The sequence below is a fragment of the Stenotrophomonas sp. SrG genome, assembly GCF_050031795.1.
Lineage (GTDB): Bacteria > Pseudomonadota > Gammaproteobacteria > Xanthomonadales > Xanthomonadaceae > Stenotrophomonas > Stenotrophomonas rhizophila_A.
Genome location: NZ_JBNBBE010000001.1, coordinates 286910 through 311899, shown reverse-complemented (window position 1 = coordinate 311899; position 24990 = coordinate 286910). Strand labels below are relative to the sequence as shown.

The following is a 24990-nucleotide window of genomic DNA, read 5'->3' as shown; positions in this document are numbered from 1 at the left end:
GGCGCTGTGATGGAACGCGCTACGCGTAGACGTGCAGGCGGATGGGTGCTGGCGATGATGGCGCTGGCCCTGCTCGGTGCGATCCTGGCTTCGTTCGCGGTCGGGCCGTTGCGCCTGCCACCGCTGGAGGTGGTGCAGGCGGTGGCGGTCAAGCTGGGCATGCTCGACCCCGCGCAGGTCAGCCAGCGCGACATGGCGGTGGTCTGGAACCTGCGCATTCCGCGTGCGCTGCTGGGCGCGCTGGTGGGGGCATCACTGGCGATGGCCGGGGCCAGCCTGCAGGGGCTGTTCGGCAATCCACTGGCCGATCCGGGCATCGTGGGGGTGACCCAGGGCGCGGCGCTGGGCGCGGTGGCGGCCATCGTGCTGGGCGCCGGCAGCCTGGGCGGCTGGACGCTGCCGCTGGCGGCCTTTGCCGGGGGTGCGGCGGCGATCAGCCTCACCTATGCGCTGGCGCGGCCCGGGCGTAACACGGGCACGGCGACCTTGCTGCTGGTAGGCATTGCGATGGCGGCGTTCTGTTCGGCGGCGATCGGGTTCCTGACCTACATCGCCAGCGAAAGCGAGCTGCAGTCGCTGGTGTTCTGGCAGATGGGCTCGCTGGCGCAGGCCGACTGGGCTGACCTGGCGGCGGCGCTGCCGGTGTTCGTGCTGGGGACGTTCGCGCTGCTGCGGCTGTCCACGCCGCTGGACATGCTGGCGCTGGGGGAGCGCCAGGCGCAGCACCTGGGTCTGGACGTGAAGCGCACGCGGCTGAAGCTGATTGCGTTCAGCGCGCTGCTGGTGGGTGCGGCCGTGGCATTCGCCGGTTCCATCGGCTTCGTGGGGCTGGTGGTGCCGCACGTGGTGCGCATGCTGGTGGGCCCCGGGCACCGCTGGTTGCTGCCGGTGTCGGCGGTGACCGGTGCGGTGTTGATCGTGGTCGCCGATACCACCGCACGTACGCTGGACCCGCCCGCGGAGATTCCGCTGGGCTTGTTCTCGGCAGCATTGGGTGCACCGTTCTTCCTGTGGCTGGTGCTGCACCAGCGCCGGAGTGGCACGGTATGAGCGCGCCGTTCCTGCAACTGGATGGCGTGGGCGTTCGTTTCGGTGAGCGGTCCATCCTGCACGACATCCACCTGGGGTTCGTGCCGGGCACGGTGACCGCGCTGGTCGGGCCGAACGGGGCGGGCAAGTCGACGCTGCTGGCGGTGGCCAGTGGCGACGTCGAGGCCGATGCCGGGCAGGTGATCCTGCACGACAAGCCGATCGCGCACTGGAAGGCGATGGCGCTGGCGCGCGAGCGGGCGGTGATGCCGCAGGACCATGCAGTGCGCTTTGCGTTCACGGTGGACGAGGTGGTGGCGATGGGGCGGTTGCCGCACCCGGCCGATGCGTTGCGCGATGCGGCGCGGGTGGAACAGTCGCTGGGCCAGGCCGAGATGGTGGGGTTGCGGCGGCGCGAGGTGCAGACGTTGTCCGGCGGTGAGGCGGCGCGGGCCACGTTCGCGCGGGTGCTCACCCAGGACACGCCGCTGCTGCTGCTCGATGAGCCGACCGCGGCGCTGGACCTCCGGCACCAGGAGCGGACGCTGCGTGCGGTGCGGCAGCTGGCCGACAGCGGCGCATGCGTGATCATCGTGCTGCACGACCTGAACCTGGCGGCGGGGTATGCCGACCGGATCGTGCTGCTGGAGCAGGGCAGGGTGGCGGCTGATGGAACGCCGGACCAGGTGCTGACGCGCGAGCACATCGAGCGGGTATACCAGCAGCCGGTGCTGGTGCTGCGGCACCCGCAACGCGATGTGCCGCTGGTGGTCGTCGCCGATCCTTCCGTGTAGCGCTACGCCCTGCGCGGCTGGGATTACCAGCCAAACGTCGCCGTAGCCATCACGGTACGCCCGCTGCCGTAATAGCAGGACGACACGCCGGTGCAGGTAGACACATACCGCTTGTCCGCCAGGTTGCTGGCGTTGAGCGCGAGCTGCACGTGCGTGTTGCCATGCTGGCCCAGGTCATAGCGCAGCGCAGCGTCGAACAGGGTGTAGGACGGAATGCGGTACAGGTTGGCGCTGTCGCCGTAGCTCACGCCGTTGTAGCGCGCGCCAGCCGCCAGGCTCACGCCACGCAGCGCACCGGCCTGGAAGGTGTAGTCGGCCCAGAATGAAGCGCTGTAGTCGGGCACCATGGCCAGCTGCTTGCCCTTGTAGGCCGCTGACGTCAGCATTTCCGAGTCCATCCGCGAGGCCGCACCGATCAGGCTCAGCCCCTCGATCGGCGTGATGCGGCCTTCCAGTTCGATGCCGCGCACGCGGCCTTCGTCGCCCTGGATCGAGCAGACCGCCGTGCCCGTAGCGCCGCAGTTGCGGTGGCTGGCCACGGGGTCATCGACAATCATGTCCTGCTGGCGCAGGTCGTACACGGCCAGGGTGACCAGCCCATCGACGCTGGCCGGCTGGTACTTCAGACCGGCTTCCCATTGCGAGCCGGTCACCGGGTCGAACGCGGTCTGGGTGAAGCTGTCCAATGGCGACTTGTTGGAGGGCTGGAACGATTCGGCATAGCTGACATACGGGGTCAGACCGCTGTCGAACACATACAGCACGCCGGCACGACCGGTGAACGCTTCGTTCTTGATCACGTTGTGCGCACCCGGTTGCGAGATGCCGGTGGCGATGTTGCGCGTGGCGCTCAGCGTGTCGTCCTTGGTCCAGTCATACCGGCCGCCCAGGGTCAGGCGCCAGTGGCCGGCGGCCAGCTGGTCCTGCAGGTACACGCCGCTCTGCCGGTTGATGCCGGCGGTGGGTGTTTCGGTGGTGACGGTGGGCTGGTAGGGGTAGTAAACGGGATCGAAGATGTCGATCGCGCGCGGGTTGGTCATCGCGCTGCGCACGCCTTCCCAGTCTGCCCGTTGCCAATCCCAGCCGAGCAGTACGGTGTGGTCCACCGCGCCCGTGCTGAAGCGGGCCTGCAGGCGGGTATCGAAGGTGTCGCCGTCGGAATCGCCGGTGCCCTGTACGCCGCGCCGGTTCTGGGTGCGGCCATCGGCATTCAGCGCGCCGAAGGTGACCACGCCGCGGTACAGCGAATCCACATGGGTGCGGCGTGCGTTCTGGGTCAGGGTAAGGTGGTCGTTGAACTGGTGTTCGAACATCCAGCCCGCCGTCCACAGCGTGCGGTCGAAGGTATTCCAGTCCGGCTGGCCGATGAAGGTGCTGTTCTTCATGTGGCCATGGGGCGTGGCGTTGAGGGTGCCGGCCATTGGCAGGAACTGGTAGGTGGAGCCGCCGTCGTCCTTCTGGTACATGCCGAGCAGGGTGAGGCGGGTGCGTTCGGCGATCTGCCAGGTGTAGCTGGGCGCGAGGAACCAGTGCTCCTGCGCCGTGTGCTTGATCTGGGTGTCGCCATCCCGGTACAGGCCGACCAGACGCAGCAGGTGCGTGTTGTCATCGCTGCCGGTGCCGATGTCGAAGGCCGCGTTGTACTGGCCGTTGGCATCTACGCCCAGGCGCAGCAGCTGCTGCGGGTCCGGGGTGGGGGTCTTGCTGACCTGGTTGACCATGCCGCCGGGTGCGACCTGGCCGTACATCACCGCGGACGGGCCCTTGAGCACTTCCACGCGTTCCAGGTTCCAGCTGTCGAACATGCTGCGGTTCCACTGGCTGCCCTGCGGCGCGCGCATGCCGTCCAGGGTTACGTTGTTGGCCCAGCTGCCGGCATCGAACCCACGGATGCGGAAGTCGTCCACGCGGTTGTCGATGCCGCTGCTTTCCAGGCTAACGCCCGCTACATAGCGCATGGCGTCGTTGAGCGACTGCACGCCACGCGCATCGAGTTCGGCGCGTTCGATCACGGCGACGGACTGTGGCGTTTCCGCAATGCTGGTGGTGGTCTTCGTGGCGCCACTGGTGCTGTTGGCCGCGCGGTAGGCGTTGACCTGGACGGCATCCAGATCGGTGGCGTTCTGCGCAAAGGCGACAGGAGCGGCGGCGCTGGCGATGCAGCAGGCGAGGGCAAGCAGGTTGGGGCGCAACCGGCGGAACGAAGCGGGGGAGGGGGTCATGTACTGCCAGCGTCAGGGTCGTCGCAGAGCGACGTTGACCCGCCATTCTAAAGATTCCGACACGCAATGCAATTGCGACCTATTCGCATGTAAAAACCGGGGCGGAGGGAGTTAGTTCGCGCCAACGTAATAATCCACTCGAGATAGCCGTCAGTGTTCTATCCGTGGAAGTAAAAACCGCTTGCAACCCGTACGCAGAGGTCTAGAATTCGCCGCAGATCCTCTCAACCACCGCCATGAACTCGATGCCGCTCCTGACGTTTTTTACTCGCACCCGCGCTTTCGCGGGACGGGCGCGTCTGCCTCGCGGCTCCTCTGGCGGCTGATCGGATTCGATCACCGCAGGACCCCAGACAGAGCGCCCATTGGGCGCTTTTTTCGTTTCAGTGTTTTGTAACACCACGCATCAAGGAGAACGTGCCATGCACCAGATCGCCGAGCCCCAAACCTGGCCGCACGCCCGTTAGCCAACGGCGGCGTGCGGCTCCCTGATGTTGGCAGCAGCGAGACCCCTTTTATGAACACCCAGACCCAGAACCTCCGGCGCAACCTCGGCATCATTGCCCACATCGACGCCGGCAAGACCACGCTCACCGAACGCCTGCTGTGGAAAACCGGCGAGATCCATCGCGTCGGTGAAGTCCACGATGGCGCCGCCACCACCGACTTCTCGGCGATCGAGCGCGAGCGCGGCATCACCATCGGCGCGGCCGCCGTACAGGCGCATTGGGCGCCGCGCGGCGAACCGACCCACCACCTGACCCTGATCGACACGCCCGGGCATATCGACTTCGCCATTGAAGTCGAACGTTCGCTGCGCGTGCTCGACGGTGCGGTGGCGGTGTTCTCCGCCGTGGATGGCGTGCAACCGCAATCGGAAACCGTGTGGCACCAAGCCCGTCGCCATGGCGTGCCGCTGATCGCGTTCGTCAACAAGATGGACCGCATCGGCGCTTCGTTCGAGCGCGTGCTGGCGCAGCTGCAGGACAAGCTGCAGGCGCGGCCGTGGGCGCTCGGCTGGCCGTTGGGCGCCGAGAACGCCTTCCACGGCTGGGTTGACCTGGTCGACCGCAGCACCGTGCAGTGGGACGACGCCGGCACGCCGACCCGCACCGCGTGGACCACCGCTGAGCACAGCAAGTGGGAGCCACGGCGTGCGGAACTGGTGGAAGCGGTGGCCGACCACGACGAACTGCTGGGCGAAGCCTGGCTGGACGGAAGTGCGGTGGAACCCGCCGCGCTGCGCGCTGCGCTGCGCCGGGCTACGCTGGCCGGTGCCGGCGTGCCGGTACTGGCGGGTGCGGCGTTCAAGAGCAAGGGCATTGAAACCCTGCTCGATGCCATCGTGGACTACCTGCCCGCGCCGGAAGACCGGCCGGCCGTGGTGGCCACGGAGGAAGCGGGCGAGGTCAGCCTGCCGCCGGATCCGAATGGGCCGCTGGCGGCGCTGCTGTTCAAGATCACGCACCAGCACCATGGCGCATTGAGCTTCGTGCGGGTGTACTCGGGCACGCTGAAGGTGGGCGATGCGTTGGCCAGTTCGCAGCATGCGCAGGGACGCCGGGTCAGCCGGCTGGTGCGGGTGCAGGCCGACCAGACCCACGACATCAAGCAGGCGGTGGCCGGTGACATCGTGGCGGTGCTGGGCTGGAAGGATGCGGTGAGCGGTGAAACGCTCAGTGCACCCTCGCGCCCGCTGTTGCTGGACACCATCCAGGCGCAGCACGCGGTGCTGGCGTGGCGGTTGACTGCGGAAAAGTCGGCCGACCTGATCCGCATCGCGCAGGGCCTGTCCAGCCTGGCCCAGGAAGACCCGTCGTTCCGCGTCGAAACCGAAGCGGACAGCGGCGAAACCCTGGTCTGGGGCATGGGCGAGCTGCACCTGGAAGTGATGGTGGAACGGCTGCGCACCGAGTGGAACGTCAACGTCCGCACCGGCGCGCCACGCGTGGCCTACCAGGAAACGCTGAAGCAGGCGGTGCGTGGCATCGAAGGCAGGGTGGTCAAGCAGACCGGCGGCCAGGGCCAGTACGCCCGGGTAGTGCTGGATGTCAGCCCACGCGAGGACGGCGAGGTGCATTTCGTCGACCGCACCGTAGGCGGCGTGATCCCGCGCGGCTTCGTAGCGGCGGTGGAGAAGGGCGTGCGGAGCGCGCTGTCGGAAGGTCCGCGTGGCCATCCGGTGGTGGGCATCGAGGTGGCGCTGGTCGATGGGCAGACCCATGCCAAGGATTCGTCCGACATGGCGTTCCATCGGGCTGGTGCCGAAGCGGTGAAGGCCGCGCTGCTGCAGGCCGGAACACGCCTGCTGGAGCCGGTGATGGAAGTGGCCATCCACGTGCCGTCGGTGAATGTCGGTGATGTGGTGGGCGACCTCAACCGCCGCAGTGGTCGCATCGCCTCCATCGAGGACCAGGGTGGACGTGCGGAAGTGGTGGGCTACGCGCCGCTGGCGCAGTTGTCCGGCTACACCACCTCGCTGCGCTCGCTGACCCAGGGCCGCGCATCCAGCGACATGCGCTTCAACGGCTACGAAGAAGTACAAGCCGCCTGAATGTCAAAAGGAAAGGGGCCGGCAATGCCGGCCCCAACCCAAGCGACCAAGGATCGTAGTGACACGCCATGCGTGTCAAAGCCATGACCCTGCGCACGTAAACGAGCCATGCGTGTCAAAGCCATGACCCTGCGCACGTAAAACAGCCATGCGCGATAATAGGCGCAACCGTTTCAGGAGCGCCCCATGACCACCCCCCATTTCTACCCCGTCGGTATCCCCGGCCAACCCTGGGGCGATGCCGAGCGCGCAGCATGGCGCGCGCGCCAGGTCGTGCAGCGCCACTACGTCGACGACGTGGTCGCCGCGTTGAATGCGCTGCCCGATGCACTGGAAATCGTCCAGTACGGCCAGCTTGAAGCCATCACCCACACCTACCCGCTGCTGCTGGCCAAGACCCGCAACTGGGACCCGGCGCTACCCACCGCACTGGTCACCGGCGGTGTGCACGGTTATGAAACCAGCGGCGTGCACGGCGCGCTGCAGTTCCTGCGCGACCACGCGCAGGACTACGCCGACCGCATCAACCTGATCGTCGCCCCCTGCGTGTGCCCCTGGGGCTACGAACGCATCCAGCGCTGGAACCGCGATGCGATCGACCCCAACCGCAGCTTCCGTGACGGTGGCCGCATCGTTGAAACGGCCTCGCTGATGCACTGGGTCGCTGCCCGCAACGACGACCTGCTGGTGCACCTGGACCTGCACGAAACCACCGACAGCGACGCGCATGAGTTCGACCCGGCGCTGGCCTCGCGCGATGGCAAGCCGTGGCACCCGGAAACCATTCCCGACGGCTTCTATGTGATCGGCAACAGCGAAAATCCGGAACCGGCCTTCCAGCGTGCCCTGATCGCCGCCGTGGCCCCCATTACCCACATCGCCCCCGCCGACGCGCAGGGCAACCTGGTCGGGCTGCCGCTGCAGTCGCCGGGCGTGGTGTGGGGCGAATCGCGCTCGATCGGTGCCTGCGCCGGGTTCACCAGTGCCCGCTTCGCCACCACCACCGAGGTGTACCCGGACAGCCCGCGGACCACGCCGGCGGAGTGCAACGCCGCACAGGTGGCTGCCGTGCGCGCCGGGTTGGACTTCGCCATGCAGGCAGGGTAACGGTCTTCGCGCGGCGGGCATCCCGCCGTGGCTATCATCGGGGCAACCCTCCGGGACCTGACCGATGAAACGATTGCTTTTCCTGTTGCTGATGGTGGCCGCGTTGCCGGCCACCGCCGCCGAACTCACCGTATCGGCCGCGTCCAGCCTGACTGAAAGCTTCCGTGACATCGCCAGCGCGTACGAGGCGGCGCATCCAGGAAGGAAGGTCGATCTGAACTTCGCCGCGTCGGGCGTGCTGCTGCAGCAGATCTCGCGCGGCGCGCCGGTGGATGTACTGGCCACTGCCGATACCGAAACGATGGTGCAGGCGGCGAGGGCCGGACTTCTGGAAACCGATTCCCGCCAGATCTTCGCCACCAACCAGCTGGTGGTGGTGGTGCCGCCGGGCCGCAGGGATGCCCCCGCATCCTTGGCCGCGCTGGCAGAGAAGGGCGTGCAGCGGGTGGCGATCGGTAATCCGGACAGCGTGCCGGTGGGCCGCTATGCACGCGCCGCGCTTCGGGACGCCGGGTTGTGGGAGGCGATCGCAGGCAAGACCATCACGACCCAGAACGTGCGCCAGTCCCTGGATTACGTGGCACGCGGCGAGGTGGATGCCGGCTTTGTCTACGCCAGCGATTACCAGGCCATGCCCGGCCGGGTGGTGCGTGCCTTCGACGTGCCGCTGAAGACCCCGATCAACTACCCGGTGGCGGTGATCAAGGACAGCGCCCGCGCGGCGGAAGCGCGCCGGTTCGTGGCCTTCGTGGTCTCGCCGCAGGGCCAGGCGATCCTGCGCCGCCACGGTTTCGGCGCGCCCTGATCGATGGCGCTGGACTGGTCCGCGCTCTGGTTGTCGCTGAAGGTTGCTGGCTGGGCCACGGCGATCAACCTGGTACTGGGCGTGGCGCTGGGCGCGCTGCTGGCGCGGCGCCGTTTCCCCGGGCGTGAGCTGTTGGACACGCTGCTGACCCTGCCGATGGTGCTGCCCCCAACTGTGCTGGGGTATTACCTGCTGGTGGTGATCGGGCGCAACGGGCCACTGGGCGCATGGTTGCAGTCCAGCTTCGGCATCAACCTGGTGTTTACCTGGCAGGCGGCGGTCATCGCCGCTGCCGTTGCCTCGCTGCCGCTGGTGTTCAAGCCGGCACGCGCGGCGTTCGAGGACGTGGACGGGCAGCTGGAGCAGGCTGCGCGCACGCTCGGTGTCTCCGAGTTCGCACTGTTCCTGCGGGTCAGCCTGCCGCTGGCCTGGCGTGGCATCCTGGCCGGGCTGCTGCTGGCATTCGCGCGGTCGATGGGTGAGTTCGGTGCCACCTTGATGGTGGCCGGCAGCATTCCCGGACGCACCCAGACCCTGTCCATCGCGATCTACGAAGCCGTGCAGGCCGGGCATGACGACACCGCCAACGGTCTGGTTATCCTCACCTCGGTGGTGTGCATCCTCATCCTGCTGGCGGCGGCGCGGCTGGTCGGCGGGCGCCGCCGGGAGATGCGCGATGTGGCTTGAGCTGGATATCCGCCGCACGATGGAAGCCCCCGGCCAGCGGTTCACGCTGGACGTGCAGCTGCAGTGCAGCCAGCGGCAGGTGGTGCTGTTCGGCCCCTCCGGCGCGGGCAAGAGCCTGACCCTGAAGGCCATCGCCGGCCTGCTGCGACCGCACGATGGCCATGTTCGGCTGGGCGGTGCGACGCTGTTCGACGCCGCGCAGGGCATTCACCTGCCACCCCAGCAGCGCCGGTTGGGTTACGTGTTCCAGGACTACGCCCTGTTCCCGCACCTGACCGTGCGCCAGAACATCGCGTTCGGCCTGCGTCGCGGCTGGTTCAATCCCCGGCGCCGGGAGGCCGACCCCGAGGTGGAACGCTGGATGGCGGCACTGCGCATCGAGCACCTGGCACAGATGATGCCGGCCCAGCTGTCGGGCGGGCAGCGCCAGCGCACGGCGTTGGCACGGGCGCTGGTGACACGCCCGCAGGCGCTGCTGCTGGACGAGCCGTTTGCCTCACTGGACCACGCGTTGCGCGATCACCTGCGGCAGGAACTGCAGGGCGTACTGGAGGCCACCGACATTCCGCTGCTGCTGATCAGCCATGATCCGGTGGACGTGGCGATGTTCGGCCAGCAGGTGGTGGAGCTGGTCGACGGACAGGCAAAAAACCGCTGAATACTGCTGAAAACACGCTTCGATGACGGTTTCCGGATAGTCGCAAAGCACTCACGTCGAATTGACGATTTGCTCTCCATCCTGAATGCTCCAGCCTGCCAGTGGACGCCCGCCATGTCCTCGAACGTCGTGAAGATGACGCGCACGCAACTTACCGCCATGGTGGTCGGCGGCATGATCGGCGCAGGTATTTTCTCCCTCCCGCGAACCTTCGCCGGGGCCACCGGCCCACTGGGTGCGGTGGTGGCGTGGCTGATCGCCGGCCTGGGCATGTACATGCTGGCCCGGGTGTTCCAGATGCTCGCCGAGCGAAAGCCGGAACTGGACGCAGGCGTGTTCGCGTATGCCAAGGAAGGGTTTGGTGACTATCCCGGCTTCCTGTCCGCGTTCGGATACTGGATCGGCAGCTGTATCGGCAACGTCTCCTACTGGGTGCTGATCAAATCCACGCTGGGCGCGTTCTTCCCGGTATTCGGCGACGGCAACACCGTTGTCGCCATCCTGGTCGCGTCGGCCGGTATCTGGCTGTTCCATTTCATGATCCTGCGCGGTGTGCAGCAGGCCGCGGCGATCAACAAGATTGTCACCATCGCCAAGATCATCCCTATCGTGGTGTTTCTGGTGATCATGGCGTTTGCCATGAAGATGGATCTGTTCCGCTTCAATTTCTACGGTGGCGACCTCACCGGCAGCATCTTCGAACAGGTGCGCGCCACCATGCTGGTGACCGTGTTCGTGTTCCTGGGCATCGAGGGTGCCAGTGTGTACTCGCGCTATGCGAAGGACCGCAAGGACGTGGGCGCGGCGACCATTACCGGGTTCCTGGTGGTCACCACGCTGATGGTGCTGGTCACCCTGCTGCCCTTCGCGGTGCTGCCACGTGCCGACATCGCCGCGATGCGGCAACCGTCCATGGCAGCGCTGCTGGAAGCGGTGGTGGGCCAGTGGGGCGCGGTGTTCGTCAGCATCGGCTTGCTGGTATCGGTCCTGGGGGCCTACCTGACCTGGTCGCTGATCTGTGCCGAGGTACTGTCTGCCGCTGCGCGGACCAAGGACATGCCGGCGATCTTCGCGCGGGAGAATGCCAATGGCGTGCCCTCGGCCGCATTGTGGGCCACCAACATCATCATCCAGTTGATCGTGATCAGCACCTACTGGTCGCGCGATGCCTTCAGCCTGATGTTGAACCTGACCAGTGCGATTTCGCTGATCCCGTTCCTGCTGGTGGCGGCTTACGGCTTGCAGGTCACCGGCCGCAGAGAGACGTATGACATGCGGCCGCATGAGCGGAACCGCGACCTGGTGCTGGCCATCCTGGCCACGGTCTACACCGCCTTCATGCTGTATGCCGGCGGCATGAAGTACATCGTGCTCTCCGCGGTGCTGTATGCACCCGGCAGCCTGCTCTATTTCTGGGCACGCAGGGAGCAGGGCTCGAAGATATTCACCAAGGTCTCGGACTATGTGATCCTCGGCCTGGCCGTGGTCGGTGCGGTGGTAGGCGTTTACTGGATCGCCACCGGCTACATTCAGATCTGATCCACCGCCGGTCGCGGGTAGCCGAACTGGACAAGGGGCCGTGCCGCGATGAGTGCTGCTGCAGAGAGTCGCAAGCTGTCGCTGCTGGAGCTGACCGCGCTGGTGGTCGGCTCGATGATCGGTTCGGGCATCTTCGCATTGCCCGCCGCCTTCGCCGCCAACACCGGGGTGAACGGCGCGCTGCTGGCCTGGGCGATCGCCGGCACCGGCATGCTGATGCTGGCCTTCGTGTTCCAGTCGCTGTCGCGGCTGAAGCCGGAGCTGGATACCGGGATCTATGCGTATGCAAAAGCAGGGTTTGGCAACTACGCCGGCCTGCTTTCGGCGGTGGGCTACTGGCTGGGCTGCTGCCTGGCCGACGTGGCCTGCCTGATCCTGATCAAGGCCACCCTGGGCCAGTTCTTCCCGGTGTTCGGCGACGGCACCACGGTGGTGGCGATCCTCTCCGCCTCGCTGCTGCTGTGGGGCTTCCACTTCCTGATCCTGCGCGGCATCAAGGAAGCGGCGCTGATCAACACCATTGCCACGGTGGCCAAGCTGGTGCCGCTGGCAGTGTTCATCGTGTTCCTGGTGCTGGGCTTCCGTGCCGACGTGTTCGCGCTGAACCTGTGGGGTGGCGAGCCGCCGGGCGCCGGCACGCTGTGGGAGCAGACCCGGGGCACGCTGCTGCTGACCGTGTTCGTGTTCGTGGGCATCGAAGGCGCCAGCGTGTACTCACGCCATGCGCGCCGACGCGAGGATGTGGGCATTGCCACCGTGGCCGGTTTCCTGGGCGTGCTCTGCCTGCTGGTGATGGTCACCATCCTGTCCTATGGCATCCTGCTGCGCCCCGACCTGGCCGCACTGCGTACCCCATCCATGGCGGGGGTGATGGAAGCCATCGCCGGGCGCTGGGGCGCGTTGTTCATCAGCATCGGGTTGTTGATCTCGGTGCTGGGCAACTATCTGTCCTGGTCGCTGCTGGCCGCCGAAGTGCTGCACTCAGCCGCGCTCAACGATGCGATGCCGCGTGCGCTTGCCCGCGAGAACCGTGCAGGGGTGCCGGACGCCGCGCTGTGGCTCACCAACGGCGTGATCCAGACCTTCCTGCTGGTCAGCTGGTTCGCCGACTACGCCTTTACCCTGGCGCTGAAGATGACCAGCGCGATGACATTGGTGCCGTACCTGCTGGTCGCCGCGTACCAGCTGAAGCTGTCGCTGGGCGGCGAGGGCGGCGTGGATGCGCCTGCGCATGCACGGATGCGCTGGATTGCCGGCATTGCCACGGTCTACGCCGCGTCGATGCTGCTGGCCGGCGGCAGTCGCTACCTGCTGCTGTCCAGCCTGTTGTACGTGCCCGGGTCGCTGCTGTTCTGGGCCTGGCAGCGCCACCGCGGCATCGCTTTCCGGCCGCTGGAAATGGGGGTGCTGTTGCTGCTGTGCGCGATGGCGGTGGCGGCGATCGTCGGCCTGGCCAGCGGCTGGCTGCGCCTGTGACCGGACCACCGGCCAGCCCGTCCCGCAGCGTGCTGGCGCGCCTGACCGCGCCGTATCGCGGCCCGCTGTGCCGTACCGGGCAGGTGCTGGGCGCGCTGTTGTTCATTGCCTCGCTCACCCCCAGCCTGGTGCCCCGCGGTTACGTGGCGCAGGGCCTGTTGTCGGGTGTCTGCTTCGGCTTGGGCTATCTCATCGGCGTGGCGCTGGCGGCCCTGTGGCGGCGCCTGATGCTGCCCGAGCTGGTCCGTGGACGGTTGCAGCAGGTCCTGCGCTGGCTGCCGTGGGTGAGCCTGCTGGCCTGTACGCTCACCGTGTGGTGGGTGCGCCCCTGGCAGGATTCGGTGCGCGCGGTGATGGGCCTGCCGCCGTTGGACGAAAGTTTCTCGCTGCGGCTGCTGGTGATCGCGCTGGCCGTGTTCGGTGTGCTGCTGGTGCTGGGCCGCGCGTTCGCCTGGGTGGCGCGCCGGGTGGGGGCGTTGTCGCGGAGGGTGATGCCGGCGCCGGTGGCGCGCCTGCTGGGCATCGTGGTGGCGGCGGTGCTGTTCTTCAACATTGCCAATGGCCTGCTGTTGCGCGGTGCGTTGCATGCGGCCGATGCTTCGTTCCGCAAGGCCGATGCGTTGATTCCGCCCGATGCCATCGCGCCGACACGCCCGGGTGCGACGGGTGGGCCGGGCTCGCTGGTGGCCTGGGAACAGATGGGCCGGGCAGGGCGTGACTACGTGACTGCCGGCCCGGATGCGGCGGACATTGCCGCGTTCACCGGAACACCCGCGCTGCAGCCGATCCGGGTCTATGCCGGGTTGCCGGCGGCCGCCGACGCCCGCGCCCGCGCGCGGCTGGCGCTGCGCGAACTGCGGCGCCAGGGCGGTTTCGAGCGCGCCAACCTGGTGGTGATCACCCCCACCGGCACCGGCTGGGTCGACCCGGCGGCGGCAGACAGCCTGGAATACCTGCTGCATGGAAACGTAGCCAGCGTGGCGGTGCAGTACTCCTATCTTTCCAGCCCGCTGTCACTGCTGGTCGAGCCGGAGTACGGCGAGGAGACGTCGCGCCTGCTGTTCGCCGAGATATACGCGTACTGGCGTACCTTGCCGGTGGAAACCCGGCCGCGGCTGTTCGTGCACGGATTGAGCCTGGGCGCGATGAATTCCGAGCGCTCGGTGAACCTGTTCGACATGATCGACACACCGATCGACGGCGCGTTGTGGAGCGGCCCGCCCTTCGCCACCCGCACCTGGCGGCAGACCACCAACCAGCGCAACCCTGGTTCGCCCGAATGGCTGCCGGTGTTCCGTGACAGCCGCGCGGTGCGCTTCATGAACCAGGGCGGCAGCCCGGTCCCGGCGGACGCGCCTTGGGCGCGGATGCGGGTGGTGTACCTGCAGTACGCCAGCGACCCGATTACCTTCTTCACCCCGTATGACGCGTGGCGGCAACCGGACTGGATGGCCGAACCACGCGCACCGGATGTGTCACCGGCGGTGCGCTGGTACCCACTGGTGAGCATGCTGCAGCTGGCGCTGGACATGCTGCTGGCCGACCGTACGCCGATGGGCTACGGGCACGTCTTCGCGCCCTCGCACTATATTGCCGGGTGGCAGGCGGTATTGGGCACGCAGGGCTGGAGCGCGGGCGACATCCGTCGGCTGCAGTTCCTGCTGGACCCGCGCCGTCGCCAGCAGATCGAACAGCGGCGCAGTGCTGCCGGCGGCTGAGCAGCGCTCAGGGCTCGCGGGGTGGGTGCGGCATGCGGGTCTGTTGGGACAGGCGTTCGATGATTGCGAGGATGAGCGCCGACAGCAGCAGCATGCCGTGGATGACCGACATCCAGCGCAGCACCTCCGGCTCGACCACCAGGCCTTCCTCCAGCTTCATGAAGATCCGCAGCAGGGCGATGGCCGAGATCGCGATGATCGACCCCATCAGCTTGGTCTTCATTGCGCCGAAGTCGACCGTGCCCATCCATGCCGGCCGGCGCTCCTGGCCGGAATCGATCCGGGTCACGAAATTCTCGTAGCCTGCCAGGGTGACGATCAGCAGCAGGTTGGCCACCAGCGACATGTCGATCAGCGACAGCGCCAGCAACACCGCGTCAGCTGGACCAATACTGGCGATGTTCAGCACGTAATTGGCCAGCTGGCGCAGGAACACGAACAGCAGCAGCAACAGCGCCACCACCAGCCCGAAATAGAACGGCGCCATGATCCATCGCGCATCGAACAGACTGCGCGATACGTTGCGGCGGAACAGGCCGCGCAGGCGCTCCATCGGCATGGCACTCCGTCCTCAGTCTTCGAACCGATCGGACACGTCCGGACCGGTGTCTTCCACCAGGTCGGCCGGGCGGTCACCGTAGATCGTGTTGCGCATCTCGCGGCGCGCATCGCGGATCGCGGTGCCATCCAGCGGGCGGATCCGGATGATGCGGCAGGACTGCGGCATCGCCACGCTCGCGGTCCGCGGAATCACGCTGTCCCAGCGGGCGTTGACGGTGCCGAACGAATTGGTGATCTGCACCGTGTGGGCGATGGACAGCGCGGTACAGCGGCCGCGCAGCTCCAGCAGGTGACCCCGGCTGGAGCTGGTCCATACCGCCAGCGCCCGGTCACCCAGCGGCGTCCACTGCGTCTGGCGGACGAAGCGGGCCAGCTGGAACGACGCCACCGGTGGCCCGGCATGCTGCACGTAGAGGTTGAAGCGCTCCTGGGTGGTCATCGTGGGTGTGGTGGCACACCCGCTGAGGGCGGCCACGGCGAGCAGGGTCATCAGCAGGTGGCGCATGACGGTTCCTTTCGTGTCAGCGGGTGACGCGGGTCGTGGCGCCGTCGCTGGAGACCCGCACGCGGTCGCCCACGCGGTAGTCGTTGGGATTGCCATCCTGGACCACGGCGACGGTTCGGCCGTTCTCCAGCTGCACGGTGATCTCCACGCCGTTGCGTGCACTGCGGGCAAGCGCATTGCCTGCGGCGCCGCCTGCTGCCGCACCTGCAATGGCGCCGATGGTGTTGGCACGGCTGCCACCACCGATGGAGCTGCCCGCCACGCCGCCGATGCCGGCGCCGACGATGGTGGCCACGCCACGTGAGTCATTCTGGATCTGCACCGCCCGGATGGACTGGACCGTGCCCATCTGCACGTCTTGGGCACGCCCGACCTCGGAGCGGTTGAAGGTGCTGGGCGTGGTGTGGGTGGCGCAGGCGGTCATGAACAGGGCCGATGCCAACAGCGCCGACGCGGCGCCTGCCTGGAAAAGTTTCATCGTGTGTCTCCATCAAATGAATGCGCGGGACTGCGAAGTGGCCAGCCGTCCTGGCATTGGAATGTGCTCCATGGAGCAGCGATTAACTACGCGACCGGTAACGGCGATGTGAAAGAAATCGCCGCGCCAAACACAGCAACACATCCCGCATTTACAGGGCTTTCTGCGCACTATCCAGATTCCGACGCTCACGTGCGCTTTACCTTTTCGGGACTAGTTCTGCACGCAACGAGAGCACATCCCGTGGCCGCCGCGATGACAGGCGGAGGCTTCGCTTTCCCTGTTTGTTTTCGCTAAATGGAGAGGCCTGCAATGTCCAGTGCAACTGTCTATGGCGTTCATTCCGAAGTTGGCGTCCTCAAGAAGGTGATGGTCTGTGCCCCCGGCATGGCGCACAGCCGGCTGACGCCCCGCAACAAGGACGACCTGCTGTTCGATGACGTGATCTGGGTAGACAACGCCAAGCGCGATCATTTCGATTTCATGTCCAAGATGCGTGCCCGTGGCGTGGACGTGGTGGAGATGCACGATCTGCTGACCGAGACGCTGGAGCTGGACGAGGCCCGCAACTGGATCCTGGACCACCAGATCAACGCCAACGAAGTGGGCGTGGAATTCATGACTGAAGTGCGCGCCTACCTGCAATCGCTGTCGGCGCGGCAGCTGGCCGAAACCCTGATCGGCGGCCTGAGCGTGTTCGACCTGCCGGACGACTTCGCCGGCCCCACGCTGCAGGCCGCGCGCGCCCAGCCGGACATCGTCGGTTACCTGCTGCCGCCGCTGCCCAACACGCTGTACACCCGCGACACCACCTGCTGGATCTACCAGGGCGTGACCCTCAATCCGCTGTACTGGCCGGCGCGGCATGAAGAAACCATCCTGACCACCGCGATCTACAAGTTCCATCCGGATTTCACCAAGGCCAAGTTCCCGATCTGGTTCGGTGACCCCACCGTGGACCACGGCAATGCCACGCTGGAAGGCGGCGATGTGCTGATTCCGGGCAACGGCATCGTGCTGATCGGCATGAGCGAGCGCACCTCGCGCACCGCCATCACCCAGCTGGCCCAGTCGCTGTTCAAGAACGGCGCGGCCAAGCGGGTGATCGTGGCGGTGATGCCCAAGCTGCGCTCGGCCATGCACCTCGATACGGTGTTCACCTTCGCCGACCGCGACGTGGTGACCGTGTTCCCGGGCATCGTCGACCAGATCCACACCGTCTCGCTGCATCCCAGCGACAAGGCGCCGGGCTTCGAGATCGTGTTCGAGAAGAAGCACTTCAACGACGTGGTGGCCGAAGCGCTGGGCTTCAAGCAGCTGCGCATCGTCGAATCCGGCGGCGACCGCTATGCGGCCGAGCGCTCGCAGTGGGACAGCGGCAACAACCTGGTGGCGATGGCGCCGGGCGTGGTGGTGGCCTACGACCGCAGTACCCAGACCAACACCGACCTGCGCAAGCAGGGCATCGAAGTGATCAGCATCGTCGGGGCCGAGCTGGGGCGTGGCCGCGGTGGCGGCCATTGCATGACCTGTCCGTTGATCCGCGACGCGGTGGCCTTCTAGCCGCTGCGCCGACATTTCCCGTCACGGCCGCCGGCCAGGTGCCGGCGCCGTGCGAACCGCGGAGGCCGGAAGGATGCAATCCCCTGGGTGGATGGCGCGTGCGTGGCTGTTGGCGCTGGTGGCCGGGTGCGGGCGCGGTGGCGGGCCCGACGGCGCGCAGCGTCCGCCCACGCTGGTGGCCGTGGAAGTGGTCAAGGCGCAGGTCGTGCCCAACCTGGTGGAACTGCCGGGCCGGGTGGAGGCCAGCCGTTCGGCGGAAGTGCGGGCGCGTGCCGATGGCATCGTCGAGCGCCAGCTGTATGTCGATGGCACCGAAGTCGAGGCCAACGCGCCGCTGTTCCAGATCGATCCGCGCGACCTGCAGGCACGCCTGCAGCAGGCGCGTGCGTCACTGGCCTCGGCCCGCGCCGCCAAGGCGCAGACGTCTTCGCTGCGTGCGCGGCTGTCAACCCTGGTACAGCGCAAGGCAGTGAGCGTGCAGGAATACGAATCGGCACAGGCCTCGTTCCGCCAGGCCGATGCCGCGTTGATGGAAGCGCAGGCGGCGGTGGACCGCGCCACGCTGCAGCTGGACCATGCCACGGTACGCGCGCCGATCAAAGGGCGCACCGGTCGGGCCCAGGTCAGCGAAGGCGCGCTGGTAAGTGCGGCCGCAGCTACGCTGCTGACCCGGATCGACCAGGTCGACCCGGCATTCGTGATCTTCAATCCGTCCAACATCGCCATGAACGAGCTCGAGCGCGGCGTGGCCGACGGCCGCATCGACGTGGGCGACGACCACCGGGTGCAGGTGACCATCCTGCTCGACGGCAATGTCCGGCTGCCCGAAGCAGGCGTCGTCGACTTCAGCGAAACCGCGATCGATCCGGCCACCGGAAGCCGCACGCTGCGCGCACGCTTCGCCAACCCCGATGGCCGGCTGCTGCCGGGCCAGTTCGTGCGCGGCATCCTGGCCATCGGCAGCATCCGTAACGGCACCAGCCTGCCCGAGCGCGCCATCCAGGTGGGCGAGGACGAAGCCACTGTGATGCTGGTCAATGACGAGAACGTCGCCGTGCGTCGCGCGGTGACGCTGGCCGGGCAGGCGGGCGGACGCTGGGTGGTGCAGTCGGGCCTCACCCCCGGCGACAAGGTGATTGTCGACGGCTGGCACAAGATCCAGCCCGGCCAGCCCGTGGCGATCCAGCCCGAAGCAGATCCCAAGGCGAAGGCCAAAGCCCCATGAGTGGCTATTTCGTCTACCGGCCGGTGCTGGCGTGGGTGATCGCGCTGTTCGCCATCCTGTTCGGTGGCATCGCCCTGGTCAGCCTGCCGGTGGAGCAGTACCCCGACGTGGCGCCACCCTCGCTGAGCATCTCGGCCACCTTCGTCGGTGCCGACGCGCAGACGCTGGACCGTACCGTGACCTCGGTGATCGAGAACGAACTCAGCGGCGTGGACGATTTCCTGTTCATGACCTCCACCAGCCGTGCCAACGGCACCGCGCAGATCCGGGTGACGTTCCGCAGCGGTACCGACCTGGATATCGCCCGGTCGCAGGTGCAGGACCGCCTGGCCCGGGTCGAGCCGCGGCTGCCCGATGAAGTGCGGCAGATGGGCGTGCGGGTCACCCAGGCCAGCAACGGCTTCCTGATGCTGATCTCGCTGCAGTCCGACAAGGGCCGCTATTCGGCGCTGGAGCTGGGCGACTATGCCAACAGCAACATCGCCGACGAACTGCGCCGCGTGCACGGGGTGGGCGATGTCACCCTGTTCGGATCCAGTTACGCGATGCGGATCTGGCTGGACCGCGAGAAGCTGGTCAGTTATGGCATCTCGCCCGGCGAAGTGATGGCTGCGGTGCGTGAGCAGAACGCCCAGACCGCCGGCGGCGGCCTCGGCCTGCAGCCGACCACGCCGTCCACCGAAACCACCGCGCAGATCGTCATGCGCGGGCGCTTCAGCACCCCCGAACAGTTCCGCCAGGTGATCATCCGCGCCACCCCGGGCGCTGCCACCGTTCGGCTGGGCGATGTGGCGCGGGTGGAACTGGGCAACGACAACTACGCCTTCAACCTGCGCTTGAACGGCCAGGAAACCGCCGGCCTTGCGGTATCGCTGGCCACCGGCGCCAATGCGCTGTCCACCGCCACCGCGGTTCGCGAGCGCATGGAGGACCTGGAAGCCAGCTTCCCGGACGGCATGCAGTGGACCACCCCGTTCGACACCACGCCCTTCATCACCGAATCGGTCAACGGCGTGGCGGTGACCATGCTGCAGTCGCTGGTGCTGGTCTCCATCGTGGTGCTGCTGTTCCTGCAGAGCTGGCGCGCGGTGTTCCTGCCCACCATCGTGGTGCCGGTCTCGCTGCTGGGGGCGTGCCTTGGCCTGCTGGCGTTCGGGGTTTCGATCAACCTGCTGTCGCTGTTTGCGATGGTGGTGGCGATCGGCATCCTCAACGACGACGCCATCGTGATCGTCGAGAGTGTCGAGCGGATCATGCGCGAGGAGGATCTGCCACCCCGCGAAGCCACGGCCAAGGCCATGGGGCAGCTGTCCGGCGCGATCATCGCCACTACGCTGGTGCTGCTGGCGGTGTTCATCCCGATGGGCTTCTTCCCCGGTTCGGCCGGCGGCATCTACCGGCAGTTCGCGGTCACGCTCAGCGTATCGCTGGTGGTCTCCACGATTCTGTCCCTGACCCTGGCTCCGGCCATCTGCGGTGCGATGCTGCGCCCGGCCAAGGAACAGGTGGGGAAGGGCGGACCCGGCCGGCGCTTGTTCAGCGCCATCAACACCGGGCTGGACAAGAGCAGCCGCAGCTACGCCGGCTGGGTGGGCAGCATGCTGGTGCGCCCGTGGCTGTGGATCGGGGTGTTCGTGGTGGTCACGCTGGTCACCGGCCTGCTGTATGCGCGCCTGCCGGGCGGCTTCCTGCCCACCGAAGACCAGGGCTACATCTTCGTGGCCTACAACGCCGCGCCCGGCGCGACCATGGAGCGCACCCGCGCAGCGGCCGAGCAGGCCGAGGCGATCCTGCGCCAGCAACCGGAAGTGCGCAACGTGGCCACGGTGATCGGCTTCAGCTTCTTTGGCCAGGGCCAGGCGGTGGGCATGTCCTTCGTCGACCTGCACCCGTGGGCCGAACGCAGCGGCAGCGAGCGCAGCGCCATGTCGCTGGCCGCGCGCATGAGCGCGGCGTTCACCCGCATCCCGCAGGCGCAGGTGTTCGCGCTCAACCCACCGGCGATCCAGTCGCTGGGTAACGCCTCCGGCTTCAGCATGAAGATCGAGGATCGCAGCGGTGTCGGCGGTACCGGCCTGAGCGCGGCGGCCATGGGGATCGCGGCGCGGGCCGCGGCCAACGACCGGCTCAGTGGCGTCCGCCCGGAAGGCATGCCGCGCGCCCCGCAGCTGTTCGTGGACATCGACCGCACCCAGGCGCGTGCGCTGGGCGTGCAGTTGTCGCAGGTCAACCAGGCGCTGGGCATCATGTTCGGCTCGGCCTACGTCAATGATTTCGTGCGCCAGGGCAACGTGCTGCGGGTGTTCATCCAGGGCGATGCCGAACAGCGCATGCGCGCAGAAGATGTGTCCGACCTGCGGGTGATCGGCAGCAACGGCCAGTCGGTGCCGTTCTCCGCCTTCGCGACCACGCGCTGGACAGTCGGCGAACAGCAGGTGGAGCGCTACAACGGGTTCCTGTCGGCCACGGTGTCGGGGCAGGGCGCGCCCGGCGTATCCAGCGGCGCGGCGTTGGTGGAGATGGAGCGCATCGCCGACGAGGTGCTGCCGCCGGGCATGCGCCACGAGTGGACCGGCACCGCGCGTGAGGAGCGCGAAGCGTCGGGGCAGGTGGGCATGCTGCTCGGCCTGGCCTTCATCGTGGCGTTCCTGCTGCTGGCCGCGCTGTACGAAAGCTGGGTGACCCCGGTGATCGTGCTGCTGGTGGTGCCGCTGGGCATCCTCGGCGCGGTGGTGTTCACCGCCGCACGCGGCATGTCGGCCGACGTGTACTTCACCGTGGGCCTGGTCACCATCATCGGCCTGGCCGCCAAGAACGCGATCCTGATCGTGCAGTTCGGGCTGGACGAGGAGGCGCGCGGCGTGCCCGTACGCGACGCCATTCTTCAGGCCGCGCAGCAGCGGTTGCGGCCGATCCTGATGACCAGCCTGACCTTCATCGTGGGCATGGTGCCGCTGGTGATCGCCACCGGCGCCGGCGCGGCCAGCCGCCAGGCGGTGGGCACCGGCGTGCTGGGCAGCATGCTCAGCGCCACCCTGTTCGGGATCTTCTTCACCCCGCTGTTCTACTTCCTGCTGCGCCGGCGTGCACGTCCGCGCACAGCCGATCCCGCCGCGCCCGTACCGAAAGAGGACGCCGATGCGTAGCGGTCTGTTCTGGCGTGCGGGGGCGGTGCTGGCGCTCTGCCAGCTGGCCGGCTGCAACTTCGCGCCGGACTACGTGCGCCCGGAGGCGCCGGTTCCTGCGCGGTTCCCGGCGTCGACGACGGGCGGTGCCGCGGCACCGGCCATTCTCTGGCAGGACTTCTTCCACGACCCGGTACTGCGCGACCTGATCGGCAAGGCGCTGGTGTACAACCGCGACCTCGCCGGCGCGGCTGCGCGGATCGAACAGGCCCGCGCCCAGTTCCGCATCCAGCGCAGCCAGCGCCTGCCCGGGTTGGATGCCAGCGCCTCCGGCCAGCGCCTGCGCACACCGCTAAGCGCCGCCGACGGCGCGCCCCGGGTCACCGTCGACAGCTATGGGCTGCAGGTGGGTATCCCGTCATTCGAGCTGGATTTCTGGGGCCGCGTAGCCAACCTCAACGAAGTGGCGCGCCGCCAGTACCTGGCCACCGAGGAAGCCCGGAACACGGCGGAACTGTCGCTGGTCGCCAACGTCGCGGCCAGCTACTACGCAGTGCGCGCGAGCGACGAAGGCATCGTGCTGGCCGAGCGCTCGCTGGCCAGCCGTAACGAAACCCTGGAACTGGCCCAGCTGCGCATGGACGCCGGGCTCACGTCCTCCATCGATTTCAACCAGTCCTATGCGCTGGTGACCCAGACCGAACTGCAGTTGGCGCAACTACGGCGCACCCAGGGCCAGGCGCTGCAACTGCTGCAGTTCCTGGTCGGCGCGCCGCTGCCGCCGGCACTGCCGCCCGGGCTGCCGTTGGATCCCGACGCGCAGCTCACCCGGCTCGACCCCGGGTTGCCTTCGGCGCTGCTGGTAGCGCGCCCCGACGTGCGCCTGGCCGAACACCAGCTGCGTGCCGCGAACGCCAACATCGGCGTGGCGCGGGCGCTGTACTTCCCCATCATCGCCTTGACCGGCGCGGGCGGCTACGCCTCCAACGAGCTGTCCGGGCTGGTGTCGGACAGCAACCGGGTGTGGTCGTTCGGTGCCGGCGCGGTGTTGCCGCTGCTCGACTGGGGTGCCCGACGTGCGCGCGTGGACGGAGCCAACGCCGTCCGCGACGAGCGGGAGACCGCCTACCAGTCCACCGTGCAGAACGCCTTCCGCGAAGTGGCCAGCGGGCTGGTGGCCGCCGAACAGAACGACCGGCAGATCCAGGCGCAGATCCGCGCGGTGGAGGTGCAGCAGGCGCTGGTGGTTACCGCACACGACCGTTACGACGTCGGCCTGACCCCGTACCTGGAAGTGCTGGATGCCGAGCGCAACCACTTCGCCGCCGAACAGAACCTGCTGCAGCTGCGCGCTGCCGCGCTGCAGGACGCGGTGAACCTGTACGCCGCACTGGGTGGCGGCCAGGGCCAGCGGGAGGTTCCCGTCGACTGATTTTTTTCATGTTCCCGATATCCCAGCGAGGCCGTTTTCCATGCGCATTCCCACCCGAACCCTCTGCCTGGCCGCCGTGCTGCTGCCGGGCGCCGTCGTGGCCCAGACCCGCGACGCTTCCCAGGACGCGGAGATCCAGCGGCTGCGCCAGACCGTGGACATGCTCACCGCACGCATCCAGGCACTCGAATCCGGGCAGGCCACTGCGTCGCAGGCGGCGCCCGCCACGGCCACGCCCACCGCGCCAGCCCCTGGCTCGGCGGCTGCGCCGGGCGCGGTATCGGTGCCCGCCGCACCGCTGGTCGCGGCGTCGCCCGCGGCGTTGAACGTGCCGCCGTCGCCGCTGCCGGCGCGCGACACCTTCGACGAGGACGAACAGGCGTCGGCCCGCGTGGACAACGAAGTGCCCCCGGGCGATGAACTGGAGGGCTTCTTCCTCATCCCCGGCACCGGCACGTGGCTGCGGCTGGGTGGCTACGCGAAGCTGGATGCGATGTTCGACAGCGGCGATGCCGGCGACAGCGACCAGTTCATCACCTCCGACATTCCGGTGGATGGCGGCCGCGACAGCACCCGCTTCAACATGCACGCCCGCCAGACCCGGCTCACCCTCGAGGGCCGCCGCGATACCGGCGCCGGCCAATTGCGCTTCCTGATCCAGAACGACTTCTTCGGCTCCGGCGGCAGCTACGGCTACCGCCTGCGGCATGCGTGGGGGCAGCTCGGCAACACCTACGTGGGCTTTGGCTGGTCGGCCTTCATGGACCTGGACTCGGGCCCGGACACGCTGGATTTCGCCGGCCCTGGCGCGTCGCCGTCGGCGCGCGTGGCCAGCATCCGCCAGTACTTCCCGCTTGGCAACGGCAACCAGTTCATCCTCGCCGCCGAGCATCGCGCCCCGGAACTGCAGGTCTACGGCGCCACCCAACGCTCGCGCACGGCCGCCCCCAACCTGGTGCTGGCCGCCCGCCATGAAGCGGACTGGGGCAGCCTGCAGGCGTCGGGCCTGTTGCGGTACCTGGCCTACGATTCGGCGCAGGACAGCAATGAGGGCAGCGACAGCGCCACCGCCGGCGGGTTGGCCCTCAGTGGCACCTGGGGCTGGGGCGACAACGGCGACTACATGGTGTTCGGTGCGCTGGGCGGGCAGGGCATCTCGGCCTTCATCGGTGATCTTGGCGGGTTGAACCTTGACGGTGTGGTCGACCCCGAGGGTGAACTGCAGGTGCTGCAGCAGTACGGCGGATGGCTGGGCTACACGCACCATTGGTCGCAGCGCTGGCGCACCACCGTGACCTACAGCCGGCTGTACCTGGAACGCGACCAGCTGCTCGACCCGACGGTGTTCCGCCGCAGCGACTACGCCGCCGCCAACATCATCTGGCAGCCGGCGCCGAGCTGGAGCTGGGGCGCCGAACTGCTGTACGGCAAGCTGCAGGAGCAGAGTGGTGCCAGCGGCGATGTGTTCCGCCTGCAGACGGCGCTCAAGTACGACTTCGTGAAATAGGAGAC

The 24990-nt window shown here is 67.7% G+C and carries 19 protein-coding genes; 15 read left to right on the top strand and 4 right to left on the bottom strand.

Annotation, left to right across the window (positions count from 1 at the left end; all coding sequences use genetic code 11):
* Nucleotides 1-9 precede the first annotated feature (9 nt).
* A complete protein-coding gene (locus ACQG3P_RS01315) occupies nt 10-1050 on the top strand; it encodes a FecCD family ABC transporter permease (RefSeq protein ID WP_426803982.1) in 1041 nt (346 codons plus the stop codon).
* The gene (locus tag ACQG3P_RS01310) at nt 1047-1823 is read left to right on the top strand and encodes a heme ABC transporter ATP-binding protein (protein ID WP_426803981.1); all 777 of its coding nucleotides are present in this window, start codon (nt 1047-1049) and stop codon (nt 1821-1823) included. Before ACQG3P_RS01315 ends, ACQG3P_RS01310 begins: the two co-directional genes overlap by 4 nt.
* Before the next feature lie 23 nt (nt 1824-1846).
* Here ACQG3P_RS01310 and ACQG3P_RS01305 read toward each other — a convergent pair whose 3' ends face one another.
* Complete coding sequence (locus ACQG3P_RS01305) at nt 1847-4045, bottom strand: TonB-dependent siderophore receptor (protein ID WP_426803980.1); 2199 nt, start codon at nt 4043-4045, stop codon at nt 1847-1849.
* A 517-nt stretch (nt 4046-4562) separates the two neighbouring features.
* Between ACQG3P_RS01305 and fusA the strand changes: the two genes are divergently transcribed.
* The 8 genes from fusA (at nt 4563) to ACQG3P_RS01265 (ending at nt 14589) form a co-directional block, all read left to right on the top strand.
* Nucleotides 4563-6599, top strand: a complete 2037-nt coding sequence (fusA, locus tag ACQG3P_RS01300; protein ID WP_426803979.1) for an elongation factor G — start codon at nt 4563-4565, stop codon at nt 6597-6599.
* A 186-nt stretch (nt 6600-6785) separates the two neighbouring features.
* Nucleotides 6786-7706 carry a M14 family metallopeptidase gene (locus ACQG3P_RS01295; protein WP_426803978.1) on the top strand — a complete coding sequence of 307 codons (921 nt, stop codon included), beginning with the start codon at nt 6786-6788 and terminating at the stop codon, nt 7704-7706.
* Nucleotides 7707-7770: 64 nt separating this feature from the next.
* Nucleotides 7771-8511, top strand: coding sequence for a molybdate ABC transporter substrate-binding protein (gene modA, locus ACQG3P_RS01290; protein ID WP_426803977.1), 741 nt, complete (start codon nt 7771-7773; stop codon nt 8509-8511).
* A 3-nt stretch (nt 8512-8514) separates the two neighbouring features.
* A complete protein-coding gene (gene modB, locus ACQG3P_RS01285) occupies nt 8515-9198 on the top strand; it encodes a molybdate ABC transporter permease subunit (RefSeq protein ID WP_068851857.1) in 684 nt (227 codons plus the stop codon).
* Nucleotides 9188-9856 carry an ATP-binding cassette domain-containing protein gene (locus ACQG3P_RS01280; RefSeq protein WP_426803976.1) on the top strand — a complete coding sequence of 223 codons (669 nt, stop codon included), beginning with the start codon at nt 9188-9190 and terminating at the stop codon, nt 9854-9856. Before modB ends, ACQG3P_RS01280 begins: the two co-directional genes overlap by 11 nt.
* A 114-nt stretch (nt 9857-9970) precedes the next feature.
* On the top strand, nt 9971-11395 hold the full coding sequence (locus ACQG3P_RS01275) for a basic amino acid/polyamine antiporter (RefSeq protein WP_426803975.1): 1425 nt from the start codon (nt 9971-9973) through the stop codon (nt 11393-11395).
* Between the two features lie 48 nt (nt 11396-11443).
* Nucleotides 11444-12871, top strand: a complete 1428-nt coding sequence (locus tag ACQG3P_RS01270) for a basic amino acid/polyamine antiporter (RefSeq protein ID WP_426803974.1) — start codon at nt 11444-11446, stop codon at nt 12869-12871.
* Nucleotides 12868-14589: an alpha/beta hydrolase gene (locus tag ACQG3P_RS01265; RefSeq protein WP_426803973.1), complete on the top strand. Its 1722-nt coding sequence runs from the start codon at nt 12868-12870 to the stop codon at nt 14587-14589. The genes ACQG3P_RS01270 and ACQG3P_RS01265 overlap by 4 nt, the downstream gene beginning before the upstream one ends.
* A 7-nt stretch (nt 14590-14596) precedes the next feature.
* On the opposite strand, the gene ACQG3P_RS01260 is transcribed toward ACQG3P_RS01265, so the two are convergent.
* Genes ACQG3P_RS01260 through ACQG3P_RS01250 form a run of 3 tightly spaced genes read right to left on the bottom strand, consistent with a single transcriptional unit; the run spans nt 14597 to nt 16133 of the window.
* A complete protein-coding gene (locus tag ACQG3P_RS01260) occupies nt 14597-15148 on the bottom strand; it encodes a TIGR00645 family protein (protein ID WP_210132500.1) in 552 nt (183 codons plus the stop codon).
* Nucleotides 15149-15160: 12 nt separating this feature from the next.
* Complete coding sequence (locus tag ACQG3P_RS01255; RefSeq protein WP_426803972.1) at nt 15161-15655, bottom strand: DUF6491 family protein; 495 nt, start codon at nt 15653-15655, stop codon at nt 15161-15163.
* A 16-nt stretch (nt 15656-15671) separates the two neighbouring features.
* Nucleotides 15672-16133: a glycine zipper 2TM domain-containing protein gene (locus tag ACQG3P_RS01250; protein ID WP_426803971.1), complete on the bottom strand. Its 462-nt coding sequence runs from the start codon at nt 16131-16133 to the stop codon at nt 15672-15674.
* Between the two features lie 312 nt (nt 16134-16445).
* Between ACQG3P_RS01250 and arcA the strand changes: the two genes are divergently transcribed.
* The 5 genes from arcA to ACQG3P_RS01225 all read left to right on the top strand — a co-directional run bounded on the left by arcA (nt 16446) and on the right by ACQG3P_RS01225 (nt 24985).
* Nucleotides 16446-17696 (top strand): arginine deiminase, encoded by a 1251-nt coding sequence (gene arcA, locus ACQG3P_RS01245; RefSeq protein ID WP_426803970.1) that lies wholly within the window; start codon nt 16446-16448, stop codon nt 17694-17696.
* Between the two features lie 73 nt (nt 17697-17769).
* Nucleotides 17770-18921 carry an efflux RND transporter periplasmic adaptor subunit gene (locus ACQG3P_RS01240; RefSeq protein ID WP_426803969.1) on the top strand — a complete coding sequence of 384 codons (1152 nt, stop codon included), beginning with the start codon at nt 17770-17772 and terminating at the stop codon, nt 18919-18921.
* Complete coding sequence (locus ACQG3P_RS01235; RefSeq protein ID WP_426803968.1) at nt 18918-22067, top strand: multidrug efflux RND transporter permease subunit; 3150 nt, start codon at nt 18918-18920, stop codon at nt 22065-22067. Before ACQG3P_RS01240 ends, ACQG3P_RS01235 begins: the two co-directional genes overlap by 4 nt.
* The gene (locus ACQG3P_RS01230; RefSeq protein ID WP_426803967.1) at nt 22060-23478 is read left to right on the top strand and encodes an efflux transporter outer membrane subunit; all 1419 of its coding nucleotides are present in this window, start codon (nt 22060-22062) and stop codon (nt 23476-23478) included. The genes ACQG3P_RS01235 and ACQG3P_RS01230 overlap by 8 nt, the downstream gene beginning before the upstream one ends.
* A 40-nt stretch (nt 23479-23518) precedes the next feature.
* A complete protein-coding gene (locus ACQG3P_RS01225) occupies nt 23519-24985 on the top strand; it encodes a DcaP family trimeric outer membrane transporter (RefSeq protein WP_426803966.1) in 1467 nt (488 codons plus the stop codon).
* Nucleotides 24986-24990 lie beyond the last annotated feature (5 nt).

Bases quoted from the DNA above. Each gene is read 5' to 3' on its own strand.
- ACQG3P_RS01315 (WP_426803982.1), top strand. From the start codon at position 10: ATGGAACGCGCTACGCGTAGACGTGCAGGCGGATGGGTGCTGGCGATG.
- ACQG3P_RS01310 (WP_426803981.1), top strand. From the start codon at position 1,047: ATGAGCGCGCCGTTCCTGCAACTGGATGGCGTGGGCGTTCGTTTCGGT.
- ACQG3P_RS01305 (WP_426803980.1), bottom strand. From the start codon at position 4,045: ATGACCCCCTCCCCCGCTTCGTTCCGCCGGTTGCGCCCCAACCTGCTT.
- fusA (WP_426803979.1), top strand. From the start codon at position 4,563: ATGAACACCCAGACCCAGAACCTCCGGCGCAACCTCGGCATCATTGCC.
- ACQG3P_RS01295 (WP_426803978.1), top strand. From the start codon at position 6,786: ATGACCACCCCCCATTTCTACCCCGTCGGTATCCCCGGCCAACCCTGG.
- modA (WP_426803977.1), top strand. From the start codon at position 7,771: ATGAAACGATTGCTTTTCCTGTTGCTGATGGTGGCCGCGTTGCCGGCC.
- modB (WP_068851857.1), top strand. From the start codon at position 8,515: ATGGCGCTGGACTGGTCCGCGCTCTGGTTGTCGCTGAAGGTTGCTGGC.
- ACQG3P_RS01280 (WP_426803976.1), top strand. From the start codon at position 9,188: ATGTGGCTTGAGCTGGATATCCGCCGCACGATGGAAGCCCCCGGCCAG.
- ACQG3P_RS01275 (WP_426803975.1), top strand. From the start codon at position 9,971: ATGTCCTCGAACGTCGTGAAGATGACGCGCACGCAACTTACCGCCATG.
- ACQG3P_RS01270 (WP_426803974.1), top strand. From the start codon at position 11,444: ATGAGTGCTGCTGCAGAGAGTCGCAAGCTGTCGCTGCTGGAGCTGACC.
- ACQG3P_RS01260 (WP_210132500.1), bottom strand. From the start codon at position 15,148: ATGCCGATGGAGCGCCTGCGCGGCCTGTTCCGCCGCAACGTATCGCGC.
- ACQG3P_RS01255 (WP_426803972.1), bottom strand. From the start codon at position 15,655: ATGCGCCACCTGCTGATGACCCTGCTCGCCGTGGCCGCCCTCAGCGGG.
- ACQG3P_RS01250 (WP_426803971.1), bottom strand. From the start codon at position 16,133: ATGAAACTTTTCCAGGCAGGCGCCGCGTCGGCGCTGTTGGCATCGGCC.
- arcA (WP_426803970.1), top strand. From the start codon at position 16,446: ATGTCCAGTGCAACTGTCTATGGCGTTCATTCCGAAGTTGGCGTCCTC.
- ACQG3P_RS01240 (WP_426803969.1), top strand. From the start codon at position 17,770: ATGCAATCCCCTGGGTGGATGGCGCGTGCGTGGCTGTTGGCGCTGGTG.
- ACQG3P_RS01235 (WP_426803968.1), top strand. From the start codon at position 18,918: ATGAGTGGCTATTTCGTCTACCGGCCGGTGCTGGCGTGGGTGATCGCG.
- ACQG3P_RS01230 (WP_426803967.1), top strand. From the start codon at position 22,060: ATGCGTAGCGGTCTGTTCTGGCGTGCGGGGGCGGTGCTGGCGCTCTGC.
- ACQG3P_RS01225 (WP_426803966.1), top strand. From the start codon at position 23,519: ATGCGCATTCCCACCCGAACCCTCTGCCTGGCCGCCGTGCTGCTGCCG.